The 19,148-nt window shown below is 35.4% G+C and carries 23 protein-coding genes and 1 tRNA gene; 11 read left to right on the top strand and 13 right to left on the bottom strand.

Going from position 1 to position 19,148, the window contains the following annotated elements:
• The first annotated feature begins 98 nt into the window (after positions 1-98).
• Both GXM17_RS05875 and GXM17_RS05870 read left to right on the top strand, forming a co-directional pair.
• Entirely contained in the window at positions 99-428 is a 330-nt protein-coding gene (locus GXM17_RS05875; protein WP_163398368.1) for a YegP family protein, read from the top strand.
• 136 nt (positions 429-564) lie between these two features.
• The gene (locus GXM17_RS05870) at positions 565-864 is read left to right on the top strand and encodes a hypothetical protein (protein ID WP_163398367.1); all 300 of its coding nucleotides are present in this window, start codon (positions 565-567) and stop codon (positions 862-864) included.
• Here the strand turns inward: GXM17_RS05870 and GXM17_RS05865 are convergent.
• Together GXM17_RS05865 and GXM17_RS05860 are read right to left on the bottom strand one after the other, a co-directional pair.
• Complete coding sequence (locus GXM17_RS05865; RefSeq protein WP_163398366.1) at positions 841-1,128, bottom strand: hypothetical protein; 288 nt, start codon at positions 1,126-1,128, stop codon at positions 841-843. The genes GXM17_RS05870 and GXM17_RS05865 overlap by 24 nt on opposite strands.
• Before the next feature lie 94 nt (positions 1,129-1,222).
• Positions 1,223-1,786: a DUF6642 family protein gene (locus tag GXM17_RS05860; protein ID WP_163398365.1), complete on the bottom strand. Its 564-nt coding sequence runs from the start codon at positions 1,784-1,786 to the stop codon at positions 1,223-1,225.
• Between the two features lie 184 nt (positions 1,787-1,970).
• On the opposite strand from GXM17_RS05860, the gene GXM17_RS21555 reads away from it, so the two are divergent.
• The gene (locus tag GXM17_RS21555; RefSeq protein WP_167522113.1) at positions 1,971-2,144 is read left to right on the top strand and encodes a hypothetical protein; all 174 of its coding nucleotides are present in this window, start codon (positions 1,971-1,973) and stop codon (positions 2,142-2,144) included.
• A 47-nt stretch (positions 2,145-2,191) separates the two neighbouring features.
• Here GXM17_RS21555 and GXM17_RS05855 read toward each other — a convergent pair.
• Positions 2,192-2,265: transfer RNA gene (locus GXM17_RS05855), tRNA-Ala, on the bottom strand.
• A gap of 106 nt (positions 2,266-2,371) precedes the next feature.
• On the opposite strand from GXM17_RS05855, the gene GXM17_RS05850 reads away from it, so the two are divergent.
• Entirely contained in the window at positions 2,372-3,136 is a 765-nt protein-coding gene (locus GXM17_RS05850; RefSeq protein ID WP_163398364.1) for an enoyl-CoA hydratase/isomerase family protein, read from the top strand.
• Here GXM17_RS05850 and GXM17_RS05845 read toward each other — a convergent pair.
• Complete coding sequence (locus GXM17_RS05845; protein ID WP_163398363.1) at positions 3,126-3,269, bottom strand: hypothetical protein; 144 nt, start codon at positions 3,267-3,269, stop codon at positions 3,126-3,128. The two genes, GXM17_RS05850 and GXM17_RS05845, sit on opposite strands and share 11 nt — an antisense overlap.
• Before the next feature lie 31 nt (positions 3,270-3,300).
• Between GXM17_RS05845 and GXM17_RS05840 the strand changes: the two genes are divergently transcribed.
• Together GXM17_RS05840 and GXM17_RS05835 are read left to right on the top strand one after the other, a co-directional pair.
• Complete coding sequence (locus tag GXM17_RS05840; RefSeq protein ID WP_163398362.1) at positions 3,301-3,753, top strand: 6-pyruvoyl trahydropterin synthase family protein; 453 nt, start codon at positions 3,301-3,303, stop codon at positions 3,751-3,753.
• A gap of 108 nt (positions 3,754-3,861) precedes the next feature.
• Complete coding sequence (locus GXM17_RS05835; RefSeq protein ID WP_163398361.1) at positions 3,862-4,605, top strand: UDP-2,3-diacylglucosamine diphosphatase; 744 nt, start codon at positions 3,862-3,864, stop codon at positions 4,603-4,605.
• Here GXM17_RS05835 and GXM17_RS05830 read toward each other — a convergent pair.
• The 6 genes from GXM17_RS05830 to GXM17_RS05805 form a co-directional block, all read right to left on the bottom strand.
• On the bottom strand, positions 4,602-4,958 hold the full coding sequence (locus GXM17_RS05830) for a hypothetical protein (RefSeq protein ID WP_163398360.1): 357 nt from the start codon (positions 4,956-4,958) through the stop codon (positions 4,602-4,604). The two genes, GXM17_RS05835 and GXM17_RS05830, sit on opposite strands and share 4 nt — an antisense overlap.
• Before the next feature lie 159 nt (positions 4,959-5,117).
• Positions 5,118-6,401: an MFS transporter gene (locus tag GXM17_RS05825; protein WP_163398359.1), complete on the bottom strand. Its 1,284-nt coding sequence runs from the start codon at positions 6,399-6,401 to the stop codon at positions 5,118-5,120.
• Positions 6,391-8,091, bottom strand: coding sequence for a single-stranded-DNA-specific exonuclease RecJ (gene recJ, locus GXM17_RS05820; RefSeq protein WP_163398358.1), 1,701 nt, complete (start codon positions 8,089-8,091; stop codon positions 6,391-6,393). The genes GXM17_RS05825 and recJ overlap by 11 nt, the downstream gene beginning before the upstream one ends.
• Before the next feature lie 138 nt (positions 8,092-8,229).
• Positions 8,230-8,574, bottom strand: a complete 345-nt coding sequence (locus GXM17_RS05815; RefSeq protein ID WP_163398357.1) for a HopJ type III effector protein — start codon at positions 8,572-8,574, stop codon at positions 8,230-8,232.
• A 169-nt stretch (positions 8,575-8,743) separates the two neighbouring features.
• The gene (gene rsmI / locus GXM17_RS05810) at positions 8,744-9,463 is read right to left on the bottom strand and encodes a 16S rRNA (cytidine(1402)-2'-O)-methyltransferase (protein WP_163398356.1); all 720 of its coding nucleotides are present in this window, start codon (positions 9,461-9,463) and stop codon (positions 8,744-8,746) included.
• A 104-nt stretch (positions 9,464-9,567) separates the two neighbouring features.
• The gene (locus GXM17_RS05805) at positions 9,568-10,587 is read right to left on the bottom strand and encodes a hypothetical protein (protein ID WP_163398355.1); all 1,020 of its coding nucleotides are present in this window, start codon (positions 10,585-10,587) and stop codon (positions 9,568-9,570) included.
• Between the two features lie 230 nt (positions 10,588-10,817).
• Here GXM17_RS05805 and GXM17_RS05800 point away from each other — a divergent pair, with 230 nt between their 5' ends.
• From GXM17_RS05800 to GXM17_RS05785, 4 genes are all read left to right on the top strand, one after another.
• Entirely contained in the window at positions 10,818-11,408 is a 591-nt protein-coding gene (locus GXM17_RS05800) for a thymidine kinase (RefSeq protein ID WP_163398354.1), read from the top strand.
• A 35-nt stretch (positions 11,409-11,443) separates the two neighbouring features.
• On the top strand, positions 11,444-11,863 hold the full coding sequence (locus GXM17_RS05795; protein ID WP_163398353.1) for a hypothetical protein: 420 nt from the start codon (positions 11,444-11,446) through the stop codon (positions 11,861-11,863).
• 129 nt (positions 11,864-11,992) lie between these two features.
• A complete protein-coding gene (locus GXM17_RS05790; protein ID WP_163398352.1) occupies positions 11,993-12,253 on the top strand; it encodes a DUF6364 family protein in 261 nt (86 codons plus the stop codon).
• 1 nt (position 12,254) lies between these two features.
• On the top strand, positions 12,255-12,665 hold the full coding sequence (locus GXM17_RS05785) for a type II toxin-antitoxin system VapC family toxin (protein WP_163398351.1): 411 nt from the start codon (positions 12,255-12,257) through the stop codon (positions 12,663-12,665).
• Between the two features lie 46 nt (positions 12,666-12,711).
• Here GXM17_RS05785 and rpoN read toward each other — a convergent pair whose 3' ends face one another.
• The 3 genes from rpoN to GXM17_RS05770 form a co-directional block, all read right to left on the bottom strand.
• Positions 12,712-14,172 carry an RNA polymerase factor sigma-54 gene (gene rpoN, locus GXM17_RS05780; RefSeq protein ID WP_163398350.1) on the bottom strand — a complete coding sequence of 487 codons (1,461 nt, stop codon included), beginning with the start codon at positions 14,170-14,172 and terminating at the stop codon, positions 12,712-12,714.
• A gap of 149 nt (positions 14,173-14,321) precedes the next feature.
• Positions 14,322-15,767, bottom strand: coding sequence for an asparagine--tRNA ligase (asnS, locus tag GXM17_RS05775; RefSeq protein ID WP_163398349.1), 1,446 nt, complete (start codon positions 15,765-15,767; stop codon positions 14,322-14,324).
• A gap of 216 nt (positions 15,768-15,983) precedes the next feature.
• Positions 15,984-18,416 (bottom strand): efflux RND transporter permease subunit, encoded by a 2,433-nt coding sequence (locus GXM17_RS05770; protein WP_163398348.1) that lies wholly within the window; start codon positions 18,414-18,416, stop codon positions 15,984-15,986.
• Positions 18,417-18,592: 176 nt separating this feature from the next.
• On the opposite strand from GXM17_RS05770, the gene GXM17_RS05765 reads away from it, so the two are divergent.
• Complete coding sequence (locus tag GXM17_RS05765; RefSeq protein ID WP_163398347.1) at positions 18,593-18,922, top strand: DMT family transporter; 330 nt, start codon at positions 18,593-18,595, stop codon at positions 18,920-18,922.
• The last annotated feature ends 226 nt before the right edge of the window (positions 18,923-19,148 follow it).

Genomic DNA, 19,148 nt, shown 5'->3' with positions numbered 1-19,148 from the left:
CAGCTAATTTACGGTTAACCATAAAATCGTATTTCTAAGTTTTGTATTTTTATATAATGCAGGTAAATAATTTCTAACTTCTAATTTAACACAAAAGCATGGGAAAATTTGTAATTACCAAAAGAGCCAACGGAGAGTTTCAATTTAATTTAAAAGCAGGCAACGGTCAGACTATTTTGACAAGCGAAGGATATTCGGGCAAAGCAGCTTGTTTAGGCGGAATAGAATCTGTAAAGACAAACTCTCAGGATGATTCTAAGTTCGATAAAAAAGAATCTTCAAGTGGGAAGTTTTATTTTACACTGAAAGCTTCAAACGGACAAATTATTGGAAGCAGCGAAATGTACGAAAGCGCTGCAGGAAGAGACAACGGAATCACCTCTGTAAAAACTAATGCTCCGGACGCAGCAACTGACGATCAGGCTTAGGTTTGGATTTGTAACAATATAATTGAAAGCTCTCTTAATTGAGGGCTTTTTTTGTGGACTAGTATTTGCATTCGACTAAAACTTTAAATTTTTAATACTATATTTGTATAGTGTATAAAACAAAAAATATCATATTATGATAGAAATAGTTGAAAATTATGAGAACTATGTAAATAGTTTACCGGAATTGATTAATAAATCATATTACAAAGCTGATTTTTTTATTCAAAAATTAGGTTTGAAGCATGCAACATATTATAGAAAATTGAGGCTAAAAACGTTTACTCCTCAAGAAGTAAAATTGATTACAACCTTGCTTTATCCAGAAGAAATAGTGGCTCAGGAATTACAGAAAAGCGAGGAAGATATTAAAGCTGGAAAAACAATTAACTATACAGAGTTCAAAGAGAAATTAAGAATGAAGTATAACATCTAAATTCAAAGGGCTTCTTTTATTATCCCAAAATAATACAATGTAAATTATATCAGATTCAATTTTATAGAAAATATAAACTTCTTCAGTCAATAAAAATTTTCTGTAAGGAGTTTTCAGGTATATTTGTCCTATATGGCTGTTTTGTTTAATGATGTCCAAAACAAAAATAGTTTTTCTCGAAAATAAAGAAGCCTTAATTTCTGAATACCTGCTTATTATTTCAAAATATGATTTCTCTGCATTTTTAGTGATTTGTATTTCCATTTACGTTCAGTATAACACAAATATAAATTACTCAATTTACAAATCAGTGTTTTTATTAAATATAATCTTACAAATAAATATTCAACAAAACAATTCAATAGTACATTCTAAAATCGAGCAGTTTACAAAGATCGTAATACTTTTCGTAAAGCGTTTCCACAATTTCAACAAGGTCGTCTTCTTCCTGGCATAATTTGAAAAAGGCTTTGTCAACAGAACCTGTACTGGTAAATTTATTAGAAACATTTCCATAGCCTGAAATAGCTCTTGCGCCGGTGATGTCCAGGAAATACTGGGCTTCTTCTTCGTTTAAATCCAGAATTTTAGAATTGGCAAAATGCAGGATTTTGCCCTTCATTTTCCCTTCAAAGATTTCGGCGATTTCTTCCAGACTATAATAATAGTCATGAAGACAGATATTGTTGGGTTCGCCTTTCATCACGAGATAGATGATTTCGTAATCTTTAAAATTATGGTCGTCGTACAACAAAGTGTTCAGGCTTTCTTCGAGTCCTTCGATCGTATCACAAGTTTTGTAAATACTGGATATACCCTGATTAAAAGCCAGTTTTTCAAGACTTTTAACCACTTCTGTAGCTGTGTCGTTTTCTACATCTGAAATGCCTTCAAGGCAGAAAATAAATTTATCAGCATCCATGACCATTGATTTTATGAAACGGTGTAATTAAAAAATCCGTTGTTTTTAATCCCTGAGAGCAATTTAATTATAATTGTTAAGATATAAAAGGCAGTAAAACACAGTTTAACATATTTGTTGAGGTTTAACCTTTTGATAATATCCTTAAAATTTAGAAACCATAACTTTAATGAAATTTAAAATTATGGAAATCAATTGGATAGTAATAGGAGTGATAGCATTGGTGCTAATTGTACTGATTCTGTTTATGATTAGAAAAAATCAAAAAGAGAAAAAGAAATTAATGGATTTTTTGAATAATGACTTTAAAAAATCCGATGAAGATGAACCGGATTTTGATAATAGTAGCGAACGATAATTTAATATAAAGAAACCGTATCACAATTAAGTAATACGGTTTTTTTGTGGAGAATATCGGATTCGAACCGATCACCTCTACGCTGCCAGCGTAGCGCTCTAGCCAAATGAGCTAATCCCCCGTTTCTACAGCAAATAAAGTCAATTAATTTTCAAAAAGCAAATTTCAAATCAATATAGCACAAAAAATAGTTGCCAAAACCGTAACTTTACTTTAAAACTATATTTATGAGCACAGAAAATCTAAACGGAAGCTTATCAACTTCCTTTCAAAATACCGTAGCAACTATTCAGTTTGGACACCCTGCCAGCAATTCTTTTCCGCGTGAATTACTCGATCGTTTGACAGCCGAAATCAACTTGCTGAGCCGAAATGAAGCCGTTTCGGTTATCATCCTGCAAAGTGAAGGCTCAAAAGTATTCTGTTCCGGTGCTTCTTTTGACGAACTTCTGGCGGTGCAAAACGAAGAACAGGGAACCGAATTTTTCTCCGGTTTTGCACATTTGTTAAACGCAATGCGCAATTGTACCAAACTTATTATTGGACGTGTACAAGGCAAAGCCGTTGGAGGCGGAGTGGGTATTATTGCTGCCTGCGATTATGTTTTGGCAACTCCGGAAAGTGCTGTAAAACTATCGGAACTCGCTATCGGGATCGGGCCGTTTGTAATTGAGCCTGCTGTTTCCCGTAAGATTGGTAAAATGGCAATGACTCAAATGACTTTGGCTGCACACGAATGGAAATCTGCAAGCTGGGCCTTGCAAAACGGACTATATTCAGCTCTTCATAATGCTGATTTGCTCGATGCAGAAGTAGAAAATTTTGCACAAAAACTCAGTTCATACAATCCCGAAGCGCTATTTGAAATGAAGAAAATTATTTGGGAGGGTACTGAACAATGGGAATCGATCCTTATTGAACGTGCTAAAATTACAGGAAAACTGGTGCTGTCTGACTTTACAAAAAACGCCTTATTACAATTTAAGAAGTAGTTGTTTCAGGAGCTGATTCCTGCTCTCCGCTATATCTTTTGTGGCGAACCCCGCCACAAAAGGATGTCGCTGCGATCAGGGCTAAAAACCATAAACCAAGACCTTTTTTTATTAAAAGACCATTTCTCAACATCTATTTCCTAAATTTGCAGAAAAAACAACCGATGAGTAATATCAGAATTACAAAACAATTTAGTTTCGAAACCGGACACGCTTTGTACGGATACGACGGAAAATGCAAAAACGTTCACGGACATAGTTACAAATTATCGGTAACAGTTATTGGTTCGCCAATCACAGACCGGTCAAATGTAAAATTCGGAATGGTAATCGATTTTTCGGATCTAAAGAAAATTGTAAAAGAAGAAATTGTCGATCAGTTTGACCATGCAACTGTATTTAACCAAACCACCCCACATATCGAATTGGCAAACGAACTTAAAAATCGTGGGCATCACGTAATTTTGGTAGATTACCAGCCAACCAGCGAAAACATGGTAATTGATTTTGCAAAAAAAATCATTTCACGTTTACCAGCAGGAATTTCGCTTTTTTCCCTAAAACTTCAGGAAACCGATTCTTCGTTTGCAGAATGGTTTGCAAGCGATAATCAATAAAATTCCAATTTTTAAATTCCAAATTTCAATCTTTCGACTTCACTCAGGAAGACAATAGGTCAAAATCTAAAACTCTAAGAAGTCTAAGATCTAACAATCTAAAACCAAATGAAAAAAATATATTTTGCTTCTGACCAGCATTTTGGAGCTCCAACTCCTGAATTGAGTTTACCGCGCGAAAAGAAATTCGTAGCCTGGCTTGATGAGATAAGAGATGATGCAGAAGCTGTTTTTTTATTAGGGGATTTATTCGATTTTTGGTTCGAATATAAAACGGTTGTTCCAAAAGGATTTGTACGTATTTTAGGCAAACTGGCCGAACTTCGCGATAGTGGCATCCCAATTTTTTTCTTCGTAGGAAATCACGATTTATGGATGCATGATTATTTTGAAACCGAATTGAATATTCCGGTTTATCATGATAATAAAGAATTTGTTTTTAACGGAAAAACATTCCTGATTGGTCATGGTGACGGAAAAGGACCCGGTGATAAAGGATATAAAAGAATGAAAAAGGTCTTTACAAATCCGTTTTCAAAGTGGCTTTTTCGCTGGCTTCATCCTGATATTGGCGTTAGTTTAGCACAATATTTATCAGTAAAAAACAAACTGATTTCCGGAGATGATGATGTGAAATTTTTGGGCGAAGAAAACGAATGGCTGGTTTTGTATGCCAAACGTAAACTCGAAACAAAACATTACAATTATTTCATCTTCGGTCATCGTCACCTGCCAATGGTTATTCCTGTTGGAGAAGATTCAAAATATATAAATCTGGGCGACTGGATTGGTTATTTTACGTACGGTGTTTTTGATGGTGAAACTTTTGAACTCAAAAAATTCGAAAATTAATTTCTACCTGCTCCATACACATATTCATCCAGATCTAATCGGAATAAAGTTCCTTCAATCAAATCCTTTATCGATTTAATTTCTTTCATCGAAACGGCCAAATCTACCTGAGATAAAGGTGTTTTGAGTAAAAATTTATGACAGCTGTTTTTTAATTGACAGGATTCACAACAGGTATTTTCAATAAGACTGTGCTCAATCAAATCACAAAACTGATTCAATTCGGCAATAGAAAGATAAAATCCGGTTTCCCTGAAAACCAATTGTACTTTATCTAAAATGGTTTTGTTTTCCTTTTTCCAGTAAAAGGCTACTCCAAAGTTATTATGGTATATCTGTTCAATATCTTTCATTATAGAATCCTTTATTTCAACAAATATAAATATTATTTATATTAATTCTAAATAAAAAATCCATAAAATTGTGAAAAAATCTTTTACCATATTAAGTTATATAAATTCGTTTTAGTCTACATCGTAATTTTTTAAATGAACTTATGACTAAGTTAAAATTTATCTGTTTAAATCCTGATGATCTTCCATATCTCTGTTAAGATCCAAGTTTCTAAAAGTTGGTGATTTAAGTGCGGTTACAATAACCGTTAAAAGCGTCACACTTCCACCAAAAACAACTGAAGTTACAGTTCCCATTAATTTGGCAGTTGCACCGCTTTCAAAAGCGCCCAATTCATTAGAAGAACCCACAAAAATTGAATTTACAGCACCAACACGGCCACGCATATGATCCGGCGTTTTAAGCTGCAGGATAGTTTGCCTAATTACAACCGAAATTCCGTCAGAAAGTCCACTCAAAAATAAAGCGAACACCGAAAGCCAGAAAAAAGTGGAAAGGCCAAATAAAATAATCGACAATCCAAAAATAAATATGGCTGCTAAAAGTTTCTTGCCTGCATTTTTATTTAAAGGCACATACGCAGAAACAAGTACTGTAATGAAAGATCCTACTGCAGGAGCAGCCCTTAAAATACCAAAACCTTCAGAACCCACTTTTAAAATATCCTGAGCAAAAACAGGCAATAATGCTACGGCTCCTCCAAAAAGTACCGCAATCATATCAAGCGATAATGCACCTAAAACAATCTGGTTTTTGAATACAAAAGTCAAACCTTCAGTAAGACTGTCTTTTATAGATTCCCCAATTTTTGGATTTAAGATTGGTTTTTTGCTGATTTGCGATAAGGCAATTAAGGAAAGGATAGAAAATCCGAATACCAGACACATAGACCAGTGAACACCAATCCAGTTAATTGAGAAACCTGCTAATGCCGGGCCCATAACGGCTGCAATCTGCCAAACCGAACTGCTCCAGGTCGCCGCGTTTGGATATACTTTTTTAGGAATGATCAATGATAAAAGAGAAAAAATAGTTGGTCCCATGAAAGAACGAACGATTCCGCCAACAAAGACAAGAGCATAAATGGAATATAAAATGTAATCTTTAGACCAGTCTCCAACAACTTTTGGCCAGGTTAACAAGAAAAGTCCAAAACTAATGACTGAAAATCCTAAAATACATTTTACCAATAATCCTTTCTTTTCTCTCTGATCGACAATATGTCCTGCAAACAAAGCCATTGAAACGGCAGGAATAATTTCCATCAAACCAATAAAACCTAATGAAAGAGGATCTTTTGTCAAACTGTAAACTTCCCATTCAATTACAATAAACTGCATCGACCAGGCAAAAACCATCGCAAAACGCAATAATAAAAACACATTGAATTCTCTATAGCGCAAGGCCTGATAAGGGTCGTTTTTCTTTTCGTTATTTTTCATTACTTCTAATATCTTTCAGCATCAGCTGAGTTGAAATGTTTCCGTTCCATTCATTTTCAGCAATGCAGTACGCCAGTTGAAACGGATTTTGATTTTGTACAATATTTATTTTTTTTCCGAGTCCGAATCCAATAGCAGCTATTCCGTCAGAGTTATTTTGTTTGACAAAAAGCCTTAAATGTTCTTCTTCTGAACCCAGATTTTTGGCATATCCGGTATCTTTAGCATCCCGTGTCATAAAAACCGGCGTCATGTTTTGTGGACCAAAAGGCTCAAATTGTTTTAGAATCCGAATTAATTTTGGTGTGATATCTGCGAAATTTATTTCAGCGTCAATTTCAATTTCCGGAGTCCGCATATCGGGATGAATAGTTTCTGCTACGCATTTCTCAAAAGCAGCTTTGAAAGCCAGATAATTTTCTGCCTTCAAAGTCATTCCTGCGGCGTACATATGACCTCCAAACTGCTCGAGATGTTCTGAACAGTTGTCTAAGGCATTATACACATCAAAGCCTTTTACAGATCTTGCTGAAGCAGCGTATTTATCTCCGCTTTTAGTGAAAACCAAGGTCGGGCGGTAATAAGTTTCAATTAACCTTGAAGCCACAATTCCGATTACGCCTTTGTGCCAGTCTTCCTGAAAAACAACGGTTGAAAAACGTTCTTCTTCATTATTTTCTATAATTTGCTGAAAAGCTTCTCTTGTTATTTTTTTATCTAAATCTTTTCGGTCTGCGTTGTATTGCTCAATTTCTGAAGCAAACTGCTGTGCCTGTTCAAAATCAAATTCGGTTAACAATTCGACAGCATGATTGCCGTGTTTGATTCTTCCTGCAGCATTAATTCTGGGAGAAATGATAAAAACAACATCGGTAATATCCAGCACTTTCTTTTTTACCTGATGAACTAAAGCTTTTATTCCGGGTCTTGGCTCGCTGTTAATTACCTTTAAACCGAAATAAGCGAGAACACGATTTTCACCCGTAATCGGTACAATATCAGCTGCAATTGCGGTAGCTACCAAATCCAGATACGGAACCAGATCTTCTATCGTTTCATTTCGGTTTTGGCCTAAGGCCTGAATCAGTTTAAAACCAACGCCACAGCCACACAATTCATCGTAAGGGTAGGAGCAGTCTTCTCTTTTTGGGTCTAGAACAGCCACAGCATCCGGGAGAATTTCGCCTGGGCGGTGGTGATCACAAACGATGAAATCGATGTTTTTTGCTTTCGCGTAGGCGATATGATCAATAGATTTTATTCCACAGTCTAAAGCGATAATTAAAGAAAATCCGTTATCGTCCGCAAAGTCAATTCCTTTATACGATATTCCATAGCCTTCGTCATAACGATCCGGAATATAAGTCGCAATATTGGGGTAATGGGATTTCAAATACGAAGAAACCAAAGAAACCGCTGTTGTCCCGTCAACATCATAATCGCCAAAAACCAGAATGTTTTCCTGATTTTCAATTGCCAATTCGATTCGGGCAACGGCTTTATCCATATCTTTCATTAAGTATGGATCATGAAGATGTTCTAATGAAGGGCGAAAGAAATTTTTAGCTTCATCAAAAGTTTCAATTCCACGCTGAATCAAAAGTGTGGCAACAAAATCTTCTACATTTAAGGCTTGAGCCAAATGTTTGATTTTATCTTCAGAAGGTCTTGGTTTTAAGGTCCAGCGCATCAGATTGATGATTTTAAAGGTCGATTTAAAGGTCTGAATTCAACGAATTTGTTTGTCAGGCTGAGCGGAGTCGAAGCCCTTTTTACTAATAAGAATCTCGACTCCGCTCAGCCTGACAAACGGAGAATTATAAATATTTTATTTCAATTCAAGGGCATTCCCTTCAAATTGAATTCCGTCCCAGCCTAAGTTGATGAAATTTCTAATATTTTGGTGGTTTGTTCCGTTTGGATCGCCTAAAACTTCTTCGAAATAGAATGCTCCAAAGCAGGCTAAGGTTTCTTCTTTACTTAAATTCTGCAGTTTTGCAAAAGAAAACAATTTGCAGGAACCGGAATTTTCTCCGGCTGCGTTATGTTGTGTCCCGTTTTGAAAAGCAGTTGGAGTAAAGTTGTAGTTTTCTTCGATTACTGCAATAGTTTCAGGAAACGTGATTTGTGTTGGAGTTTGTTTTACTTTTTCTAAAAAGGTTTGAATGCTCATGATTATGGTTTGATTTTTTTTTTGCCACAGATTAAAGAGATTTAAAAAGGATTTTTTTTGCCACGAATTTCGCGAATTTCACTAATTCAATTCGTGATAATTTGTGAAATTCGTGGCGAACCTTTTTTGATCTGTAATAATCCTTTTAATTTGTGGCTGAAATAATTATTTATTCTTCGTCATCCTTAGAAAACTTACTTTTCTTAGGTTCTTTTGTTATTGTTTTTCCAGCAACCACAACTACGATTTCGCCGCGCGGCGCTGTTTTTTCAAAATGTGCCAGAACTTCTTTTGCCCTTCCGCGTACATTTTCTTCGTGCAGTTTTGATAATTCACGTGAAACGCAAACTTGTCTGTCTTCGCCAAAATAATAGACAAATTCACCTAAAGTTTTAACCAGTTTATGTGGAGAAACGTATAAAATCATGGTTCGGGTTTCTTCGGCCAAAGCCAAAAATCGGGTCTGGCGTCCTTTTTTCTCCGGAAGGAAACCTTCAAAAATAAAACGGTCATTCGGTAGCCCGCTGTTGACTAATGCAGGAACAAAAGCGGTTGCGCCCGGAAGACATTCTACTTCAATCTTGTTTTCGACACATGCCCGGGTCAATAAGAAACCCGGATCTGAAATTGCGGGAGTTCCCGCATCTGAAATCAAAGCGATAGTTTCGCCGGCTTTCAGGCGGGCAATTAAATTTTCGGTCGTTTTGTGCTCATTATGCATGTGATGACTGTGCATGTGCGTGCCAATTTCAAAATGCTTTAAAAGTTTACCGCTCGTTCGGGTGTCTTCGGCCAAAATCAGATCGACTTCTTTCAAAACACGAATAGCCCTGAAAGTCATATCTTCAAGATTGCCGATTGGCGTTGGAACGATATATAATTTTGACATAATTTAGTTTAATGATTTAAACACGAATTTCACAAATTGTAAGTGCTTTTAAAAATTTCACAAAGAAAGAATTTGTGCCAATTCGTGCAATCTGTGTTTTGTTTTTAAGAGAATTTCTTTTCAATAATTCCCAGAAAACGTTCTGCATAATCTTCTTTTCCTTCCCAGTCGTTATAATCAGGTTTTACCATGGTTTCAATAAATTCTTTTGCTTCGCTGAAACTGTCGAATGTCAAAAGCTGATTCAAAACCCGGCTGTAATCTTCGGTGCTGTTTCCGAAAAGGTTTTTGGTAAAGGCAATACGATCATTCAGATCAATATGAAATCCTTTGGCCAGTTTTTCGTTTAACGGAACTGTTTTAGGTTTAACAGGTTCTGCAATAGTGGCTTGAACAGGTGTCTGCTTCTCCTGAAATTCGTTTAATGTTGCTGAAGGAGGAGAAGTAACATCTTTAATATCATCTATTTTTACAAATTGTGCATCAGCATAATTAACGCCTAAAATATCAGCAAACGAAATAGAAACAGCTTCTGGTTTTATCGGAGTTTCTACCTTTGGTTCTTCTGTTTTTATTTCCTCTTTTTCTAATTCAAAAGCCGGTTTAAAATCCGGAATAGGTTTTAAATCGCTGACGGTTTTAAAAGAAAACTCTTCAGCAGGCTCGGTTTCTTTTATGGTTTCAGATACAGGTTCTTCAGTTTTTGCAGCAATCTCTTCGACTACTTCTACAGGAATATCGACTATTGTTTCCTTCTTTTTAGTAATTACTTCCGGAACTTCAGCAACGACTTCGATCGGAGTTTCTTCAATGACTTGAGTTTCAGCAATAACTTCTTCTTCAATTAGAGGCTCATCAACGACTGTCGGAAGTGTTTCTACATTCTTAATTTCTGCCGGAAGGGGTGCTTCTTTTTCAAAAATTGTTTCAAGCTGTGATTCTATTTCGCTGTATCCGATAGTTGGTTTTATATCGTCGAAATTTTCATCTACAAATTTTAAAACCGATAATTTTTCATATAATTTCTGTGTTTCCAGATATAATTGATTAATATCGGATTTGTTTTTAAGTTTCAAAATTCGATGTGCTATGCTGATTAAATCGGCTTCCAGTTTTTTTTTCATGACTATTGAATTATAGTGAATAGGCTATTTTAGTATATTTTGAATGTCTTTTTAAATCGCGAAAGAAATTCGCCGGGTATTTATTTTCTGTTAATAAACGTGAGCGAATCTTTCGTTTGATAAAAATTCTCTACTTTTGAAAAAGTGTAAAAACAGCAGTTTTTGCGTTGATTTATTACCAGTACAAAGTAATAAAAACTATTCATTTTTTAAAGGCAGAAAAATACAAAATGTTTCTCGAAAATACAGTAAATCACAAAGAACAATTTGGTTGGATTGAAGTTATTTGTGGGTCAATGTTTTCGGGTAAGACCGAGGAATTAATCCGTAGATTAAAACGCGCGCAATTCGCCAAACAAAGAGTGGAAATCTTTAAACCCGCTATTGATATCCGCTATCATGACGAAATGGTGGTATCGCATGATGCCAATGAAATTCGTTCAACTCCCGTTCCTGCGGCTGCAAATATTTCTATTTTGGCACAAGGATGTGATGTGATCGGAATTGACGAAGCCCAGTTTTTTGATGATGAGATTATTACGGTATGTAATGATCTTGCAAATCAGGGAATCCGCGTAATTGTTGCCGGTCTGGATATGGATTTTAAGGGAAACCCGTTTGGACCAATGCCCGGGCTTATGGCAACAGCAGAATATGTAACAAAAGTTCATGCAGTTTGTACCAGAACCGGAAATCTTGCCCATTACAGTTTCCGTAAAACCGATAGTGATAAACTGGTGATGCTGGGAGAAACAGAAGAATATGAGCCACTTAGCCGAGCTGCTTATTTTAAGGCAATGAAAAAGAATCAGGAGAAATGATGTTTTCTATTCATAAGCTTCAACAAAACTAAAATATGAGAAAGCAGAATATTCTATTTTTAACAATTATTATAATCGCGTTGGGCATAGTAGGTTATTTTTATTTTTTTCTTGAAGAAAATGCTGAGGAAGAAAATACTGAGATAACTGAATTAGTGTTGAAATACAATAAAAATTGCCCATTAAAGATTCAGGAAGGCATTCGTTTAGACAGTGTGAGTTTACACAAAGAGAGGATTGCACAGTATAATCTGACTTTGTTGCATGTTGTAAAAGAAACTGCAGAAGTAGATATTATAAAAGATGAAATTCAAAAAAGTCTGATAAGTACAGCAAAAGGAAATCCGGGATTAGTGGTTTTTAGGAATAATGATTATACTTTAAATTATAGTTATAGTGATAAAAAGAAAGTGTTTTTATTTAATGTGAAAATCTTGCCAGATCAATATAAATAAGTATCTGACTTCGCTCAGTCTTAAAACGATATAAAAAAAACAGAACCCGACAGATTTTTAATAGCCTGTCGGGTTTGTTATTTGTACGGATAAAATAATTATATTTGTACGTACAAAATAAAAATGATTATGGATGCTAAATTAACTTTGAAATTGGATAAAAGTGTGATTGAGAAAGCTAAGATATATGCAGCTGAACATCATCATAGTTTGTCACTTTTAGTAGAAAATTATCTAAAGGCAATTACTCAAATAGATAAATCTGAACAGAAAAATGAAATTGAAATAAGTTCCTTCGTGAAAAGCTTTACAATTGGGAAAGGAGAAATCAGTGAAGATTTTGATTATAAAAAAGAGCGCCAAAACTATTTAGCAGAAAAATATAAATAGGATGAATTTATTTTTAGATACAAGTGTTCTGATCGATCTAATTGATAAAAGAGAGCCTTTTTATAATGACATTGCAATAATCGCTTCATTAGCAGAAAATAAAAAACTGAAACTGGCGGCATCATCTTTGTCCTTTGTCAATACAGTTTATGTTGTTTCCAGAAATATTGAGAAAAACATTGTTTTAGATGCTTTAAAGAAATTTCGAATTATTTGTGATGTTTCTAATATTGATGAAATTGTGATTGACAAAAGTTTAATTTCAAATTTTAATGATTTTGAAGATGCGGTTCAATATTTTAGTGCATTGCATCACAAATCGGAAATTATCCTAACCCGGAATAAAAAAGATTTTAAAAATTCTGAAATTCCAACAATGACGCCGTCTGAATTTCTTGCTTCAATAAAATAGAAAACCCTGATAAATTTCAATTGTCAGGGCTTTATTTTGTAAAAATTTAAATTTTCTTTCGCATTCTAGCAACCGGAATATCCAGTTGCTCACGGTATTTTGCAATCGTTCTTCTGGCAATCGGATACCCTTTTTCTTTTAAGATTTCAGCTAACTGATCGTCCGGAAGTGGTTTCTTTTTGTCTTCTTCTTCAATTGTATTCTTAAGGATCTTTTTTATTTCCAGAGTTGAAACATCTTCTCCCTGATCGTTTTTCATGGCTTCAGAGAAAAATTCCTTAATCAGTTTTGTTCCGTATGGCGTTTCTACGTATTTGCTGTTGGCTACACGAGAGATTGTCGAAATATCCAGACCAACCATATCAGCAATGTCTTTCAGGATCATTGGTTTTAGTTTGGTTTCGTCGCCGTCTAAGAAAAATTCCTCCTGATAATGCATAATCGCATTCATCGTTACAAAAAGTGTTTCCTGGCGCTGTCTGATTGCATCAATAAACCATTTAGCCGAATCCAGTTTTTGTTTGATAAACTGAACCGCATCTTTCTGCGCAGTCGATTTATCACGGGATTCTTTGTATGTCTGCATCATTTCCTGATAATCCTTAGAAACATGCAGGGAAGGGGCATTTCTTCCGTTTAAGGTCAGCTCTAATTCGCCATCTACTATTCGGATAGCAAAATCCGGAACTATATTTTCAGTGATTTTATTATTTCCTGTAAAAGATCCTCCTGGCTTTGGGTTTAGTCTTTCTATTTCGTGAATTGCTTTTTTAAGCTGTTCGTTCGATATGCTGTATTTCTGCAATAACTTGTCGTAATGTTTTTTTGTAAAAGCATCAAACTGATTTTCGATTATATCAATGGCTAAATCAACATATTCAGTTGGTGTTTTGTGCTTTAATTGCAGTAAAAGACATTCCTGCAAATCACGCGCACCAACCCCTGAAGGTTCTAATTCGTGAATGACATGCAGCATTTTTTCGACCATGGCTTCATCAGTATAAATTCCCTGAGTAAAAGCCATATCGTCAACAATATCCGGAATGCTTCTGCGGATGTAACCCATATCATCAATACTTCCCACAAGGAATTCAGCGATTTCGCGCTCTTCGTCATTGAGGATAAATGTATTGAGCTGATTGATTAAATCCTGATGGAAACTGATTGGTGAAGCAAATGGCGTTTCGCGTTCTTCATCTTCACTGTAATTATTGACTTGTGTTTTATAATCAGGCGTATCGTCGTCACTCAGATATTCATCAATGTTGATGTCGTCTGCCTCGATTCTCTCTGATTCATTGTCATCATAATCGTCGTAGTCGTCATTAGCAAATTCATCGGCTTCGTATTCATCTTCCTGTCCTGCCTCTAAAGCCGGATTTTCGTTCATTTCTTCCAATAAACGCTGTTCAAAAGCTTGCGTAGGCAATTGAATTAACTTCATCAGCTGAATTTGCTGCGGAGATAATTTTTGGGATAATTTTAAATTTAAAAATTGCTTTAGCATTTGTTTTTGTTAAAAGTTTCAAGTTTCAGGTTTCAGGTTTTCCAACAGAACGGATAAACTTAAAACCTTAAACTTGAAACAAATTTTATATAATTTTAGTTTCAGGTTCCAACAACTTGAAACCTGAAACCTGAAACTTTTTAAACTTCTTAAAACTCAGCGCTTCCAGGAGTTCTTGGGAAAGGAATTACGTCCCTGATATTTGTCATTCCCGTTACAAACAATACCAGACGCTCAAATCCTAAACCAAAACCTGCGTGAGTGGCAGAACCAAATCTTCTGGTGTCTAAATACCAGTATAATTCTTCTTCGTCGATTTCTAAGGCTTTCATTTTTTCAACCAGAACATCGTAACGCTCTTCTCTTTCAGAACCACCAACGATTTCTCCAATTCCAGGGAAAAGGATGTCCATGGCGCGAACTGTTTCTCTTCCTGGCTCTGTGTTGTCATTCAAACGCATGTAAAACGCTTTAATATTGGCCGGATAATCAAATAAAATTACCGGACATTTAAAGTGTTTCTCCACTAAATAGCGCTCGTGCTCTGACTGTAAATCAGCTCCCCATTCGTTGATGATGTATTGGAATTTTTTCTTTTTATTTGGAGTGGAATCTCTTAAAATGTCAATTGCCTCTGTATAAGAAACACGTTTGAAGTTGTTTTCTAAAACAAAGTTCAGTTTCTCTAACAGACTCATTTCGCTTCTTTCTGCCTGTGGTTTTGATTTTTCTTCTTCCAAAAGTCTTCCTTCCAAAAATTTCAAATCGTCTTTACAGTTGTCCAAAGCATATTTTATTACGTACTGAATAAAATCCTCAGCCAAATCCATGTTGTCATCCAAATTATTGAAAGCAACTTCAGGTTCGATCATCCAGAATTCTGCCAGGTGACGGGAAGTGTTTGAGTTTTCTGCTCTAAACGTGGGTCCAAAAGTATAAATCTGACCCAAAGCCATTGCAAAAGTTTCACCTTCTAACTGTCCTGAAACGGTTAAGTTGGTATGTTTTCCAAAGAAATCTTTTTTGAAATCGATGTTTCCTTCCTCATTTTTTGGCAAGTTATCAAGCGGCAATGAAGTTACCTGGAACATTTCTCCTGCACCTTCAGCATCAGCTCCTGTGATAATTGGCGTGTTTACATAAACAAATCCTTTGTCCTGAAAGTATTTATGAACCGCATAAGACAAAACAGAACGCACACGCATAATCGCACCAAAAGCATTTGTACGTACGCGCAGGTGAGCGTTTTCACGTAAAAATTCCAAAGAGTGTTTTTTGGGCTGCATTGGGAATTTCTCAGCATCAGAATCTCCAAGGATTTCAAGCTTGTTCACCTGAATTTCATATTTCTGACCCGCTCCTTTACTTTCAACCAAAGTTCCAATTACAGAAACAGCAGCTCCGGTTGTGATTCTTTTTAAAGTCTCTTCCGGGGTGTTTTCAAAATCAACAACACATTGAATATTATTAATCGTAGAACCGTCATTTAAAGCGATGAACTGATTATTTCTAAAAGTTCTCACCCATCCTTTTGCATTTACTTCCTGTAACGTTGTCGTACTGTTTAATAAGTCTCTAACTTTTGTGTGTTTCATTTTTATATATAATTGATTTTAAGTAAAATTCTTTGAACAACTGCAAATATAGTCGATAATAATTAATTTTTGAAGCTGTTCCTGCTCTCCGCTATATCTTTTTCCTGCTAAAGGAGCAGGAAAAAGGATGCCGCTGCTATCAGGGCTATATTATTTCGCTATTCTGTTTAAATAAGAACAAAATCACAAAACTAATTCCTTGTAAAATCCTGTTAACTATTCATTTTTATTGTTAGTATCCTGATTTTTTTCATCATCTGTATCAGTCATATCGGCAAGCACATCAAATGCAGGTTTTGTAAATTCCTGTTCGTTAGCCAATGATTTATTTAAGGTAAGCACCAGACATGGCAGCAGCATTAAATTTGACAGCATACCAAACGCAAGCGTTATTGCAATTAGTCCGCCCAAAGCAATTGTACCTCCAAAATCGGAAAGCATAAAAACCGAAAAGCCGGCAAATAGTACAACAGACGTATAAAACATACTTACACCCGCTTCTTTAAGTGTTGCATACACAGAACGCTTTATCTTCCAGTTGTTTTTGACCAGCTCCTGGCGGTACTGAGCCAGAAAGTGAATAGTATCATCTACAGAAAGTCCAAAAGCAATACTGAAAACCAAGATGGTTGATGGTTTTAAAGGGATGCCAAAATATCCCATCAATCCTGCTGTAATCATGAGCGGAAGTAAATTTGGAATCAGCGAAACAACGACCATTTTAAAAGACCTGAACATGAATACCATCAGCAGCGAAATCAGCAATATGGCAAAAAGTATAGAACTTATCAGATTATTAAGTAAGTATTTTGTTCCTTTTTCAAAAACAAGCGCTTTTCCTGTCATAACTACTTTATAACGGTCAGATGGAAAAATTTCATCTACTTTTTTCTGCAGTCTTTCTTCAATTTTGGCCATGTTTCCGGTACCAATATCTTTCATGAAAGTAGTAATCCTTGCAACCCGTCCCTCCTTGTCAACATAGCTTTTCATGATGTTTTTATCTGTATTTTTGCTGGCATTTTTGGCATAACTCAAGATAAACGATTGTTCCTGAGAAGTCGGCAGCTCATAAAAATCTGGATTTCCGTTGTAGTAAGCCTGTTTTGAATATTTTACAAGATTCAGTATCGATACAGGTTTTGAAAGTTCAGGGATTTTTTCTATCTCCTTTTGTAATTCATCCATTTTACGCAGAGTAGAAAGCTTCATCACTCCTTTTTTTCTTTGGGTATCGATAGTGATTTCAAGTGGCATTACACCATTAAACTCTTTTTCAAAAAACTTTATATCCCTGAAAAAGTCGGTTTTTTGAGGCATGTCCTCAATTAAGCTTCCTGAAGTTTTTATCTGAAAAGCACCAAAAGTACTTACTATAAATATAATTATGGATACTGCATAAACATAGCGGCGGTTATAGCGAACGGTTTCTTCTATCCAGTCCATGAAAGAGCGGGTGTAGTTCCGGCTCAGATGTTCAAGATGTTTTGCTTTCGGAACTGGCTGGTAACTGTAATAAACGGGAACAATTATTAAACATAAGAAAAACAGCGAGATAATACTGATAGATGCTACAAGTCCGAATTCTTTCAGCAATACGCTGTTAGTAATTATAAAGGTAGCAAATCCCGCAGCAGTAGTAAGGTTGGTCATCAGTGTCGCTGTACCAACCTTGGTGATTACACGTTGTAATGCCCTTGCTTTGTTACCATGGGCCAAATACTCCTGCTGGTATTTGTTCGTTAAGAAAATACAATTAGGAACTCCTATTACTATAACCAGAGAAGGCACTAAAGCGGTAAGGACTGTAATTTCATAATGAAACAGCCCCAGTAGTCCAAATGTCCACATTACACCAATTATAACGATGACCATTGAAATCAGGGTAGCTCTAAATGACCGGAAGAAAAAAAAGAAAATTAAAGAAGTCAGCAATAAGGAACCTCCAACAAACAAACTGATCTCATCAACAATACTTTTTGCATTCAGGGTTCTGATATAAGGCATCCCGGAGACACGCAAATCGATTCCGGTTTCTTTTTCAAAATCGTTTATTTTCGGAATGAAATCATTTAAAATATAGTTTTTTCGGTGCGATGTGTTTATGATTTTTTTGTCCATGTAAATTACAGAACGTATAGAACCGCTTTTTTTGTTAAAAAGCAGGCTTTCATAAAAAGGCATTTTTTCAAATAATTCCTTCTTTACAGTTTTCAGATAGGCCGCATCCTTTGTTTTGTTTTGATTAATAAAAGGAACCAGTTCAAAACTCTTTATCGAATCATTTTTTTGTAATTTAGGCAAGTCGGTTACAGAGATTACCAAATCGACTTCTTTTTGATTTTTAAGGGATTCTGTTAATTTTTCCCATGCTGCAAAAGCCTTCGGAGTAAAAAAGGCCTCTCCCTTAACACCGATAACGATGAGGTTTCCCTCTTCGCCAAATTCTTTTAAAAAGGCTTCGTATTGTTTATTTACTTCGTGGTCATCAGGAAGCAGATTGGCTTCTGTAAAAGAGAAACGAATGTTTTTCCACTGTAAGCCAAAGAAAATGGTAATCAAAATAATCAGTGCAATAATTGCAAGTCTGTTTTTTAGTACAATTCGGGCTATAAATTCCCAAAAACCAACATTTGTTCTTTTTTTCATATTTTTATAAAATCGGTGCAAATGTAATGAAAAGTGCTAAAATCATTTGAAAACAGTTTTTGTTTTTACGAGATGTTAACATAAATTAACATGCTTCTTTAGTTTAAATTTGAATATTTTAGGATTATTCTACCAGCTTTTACCATCTTTGCATTTCAATTTTAAAAGCAAAAGAAATGTATTGGATTTTATTAATCATAGCCGGCCTTTTTGAAGTTGGTTTTGCATCCTGTTTAGGCAAAGCCAAAGAAACAAGCGGGGTTGTCTCGACTTACTGGATGATTGGCTTTTTTGTCTGTCTTTCGATTAGTATGATTTTGCTTTATAAGGCAACACAGGTTTTGCCAATTGGTACAGCTTATGCAGTATGGACCGGAATTGGTGCCGTTGGAACTGTTTTAGTCGGAATTTTTATTTTTAAAGAACCTGCCACTTTCTGGAGAATATTCTTTCTTTCTACCCTGATCGCTTCGATTATTGGATTGAAATTTGTTTCCAGTCATTAAGACGAAGGAAAAGAAAATAATTACGCTGGTAAAATGAGCTTTATATCAAAACGTAATGATTACAAGTTTGGACAGCTGTAAAAAACTAATCGGATCTCAGAATGCCTGGCTGAATAATGGCATGGGTTTTAATTTTGAAAACAAAAGCCCTAGGTACTATCTTTAGTTCCTAATTTATTTTACTATTTTTTTTATATTTGTATGACCGAGAGGAAACTTCTTGCGA

Source organism: Flavobacterium fluviatile (assembly GCF_010645065.1).
Lineage (GTDB): Bacteria > Bacteroidota > Bacteroidia > Flavobacteriales > Flavobacteriaceae > Flavobacterium > Flavobacterium fluviatile.
This window is presented reverse-complemented; position numbering and strand designations above follow the sequence as displayed.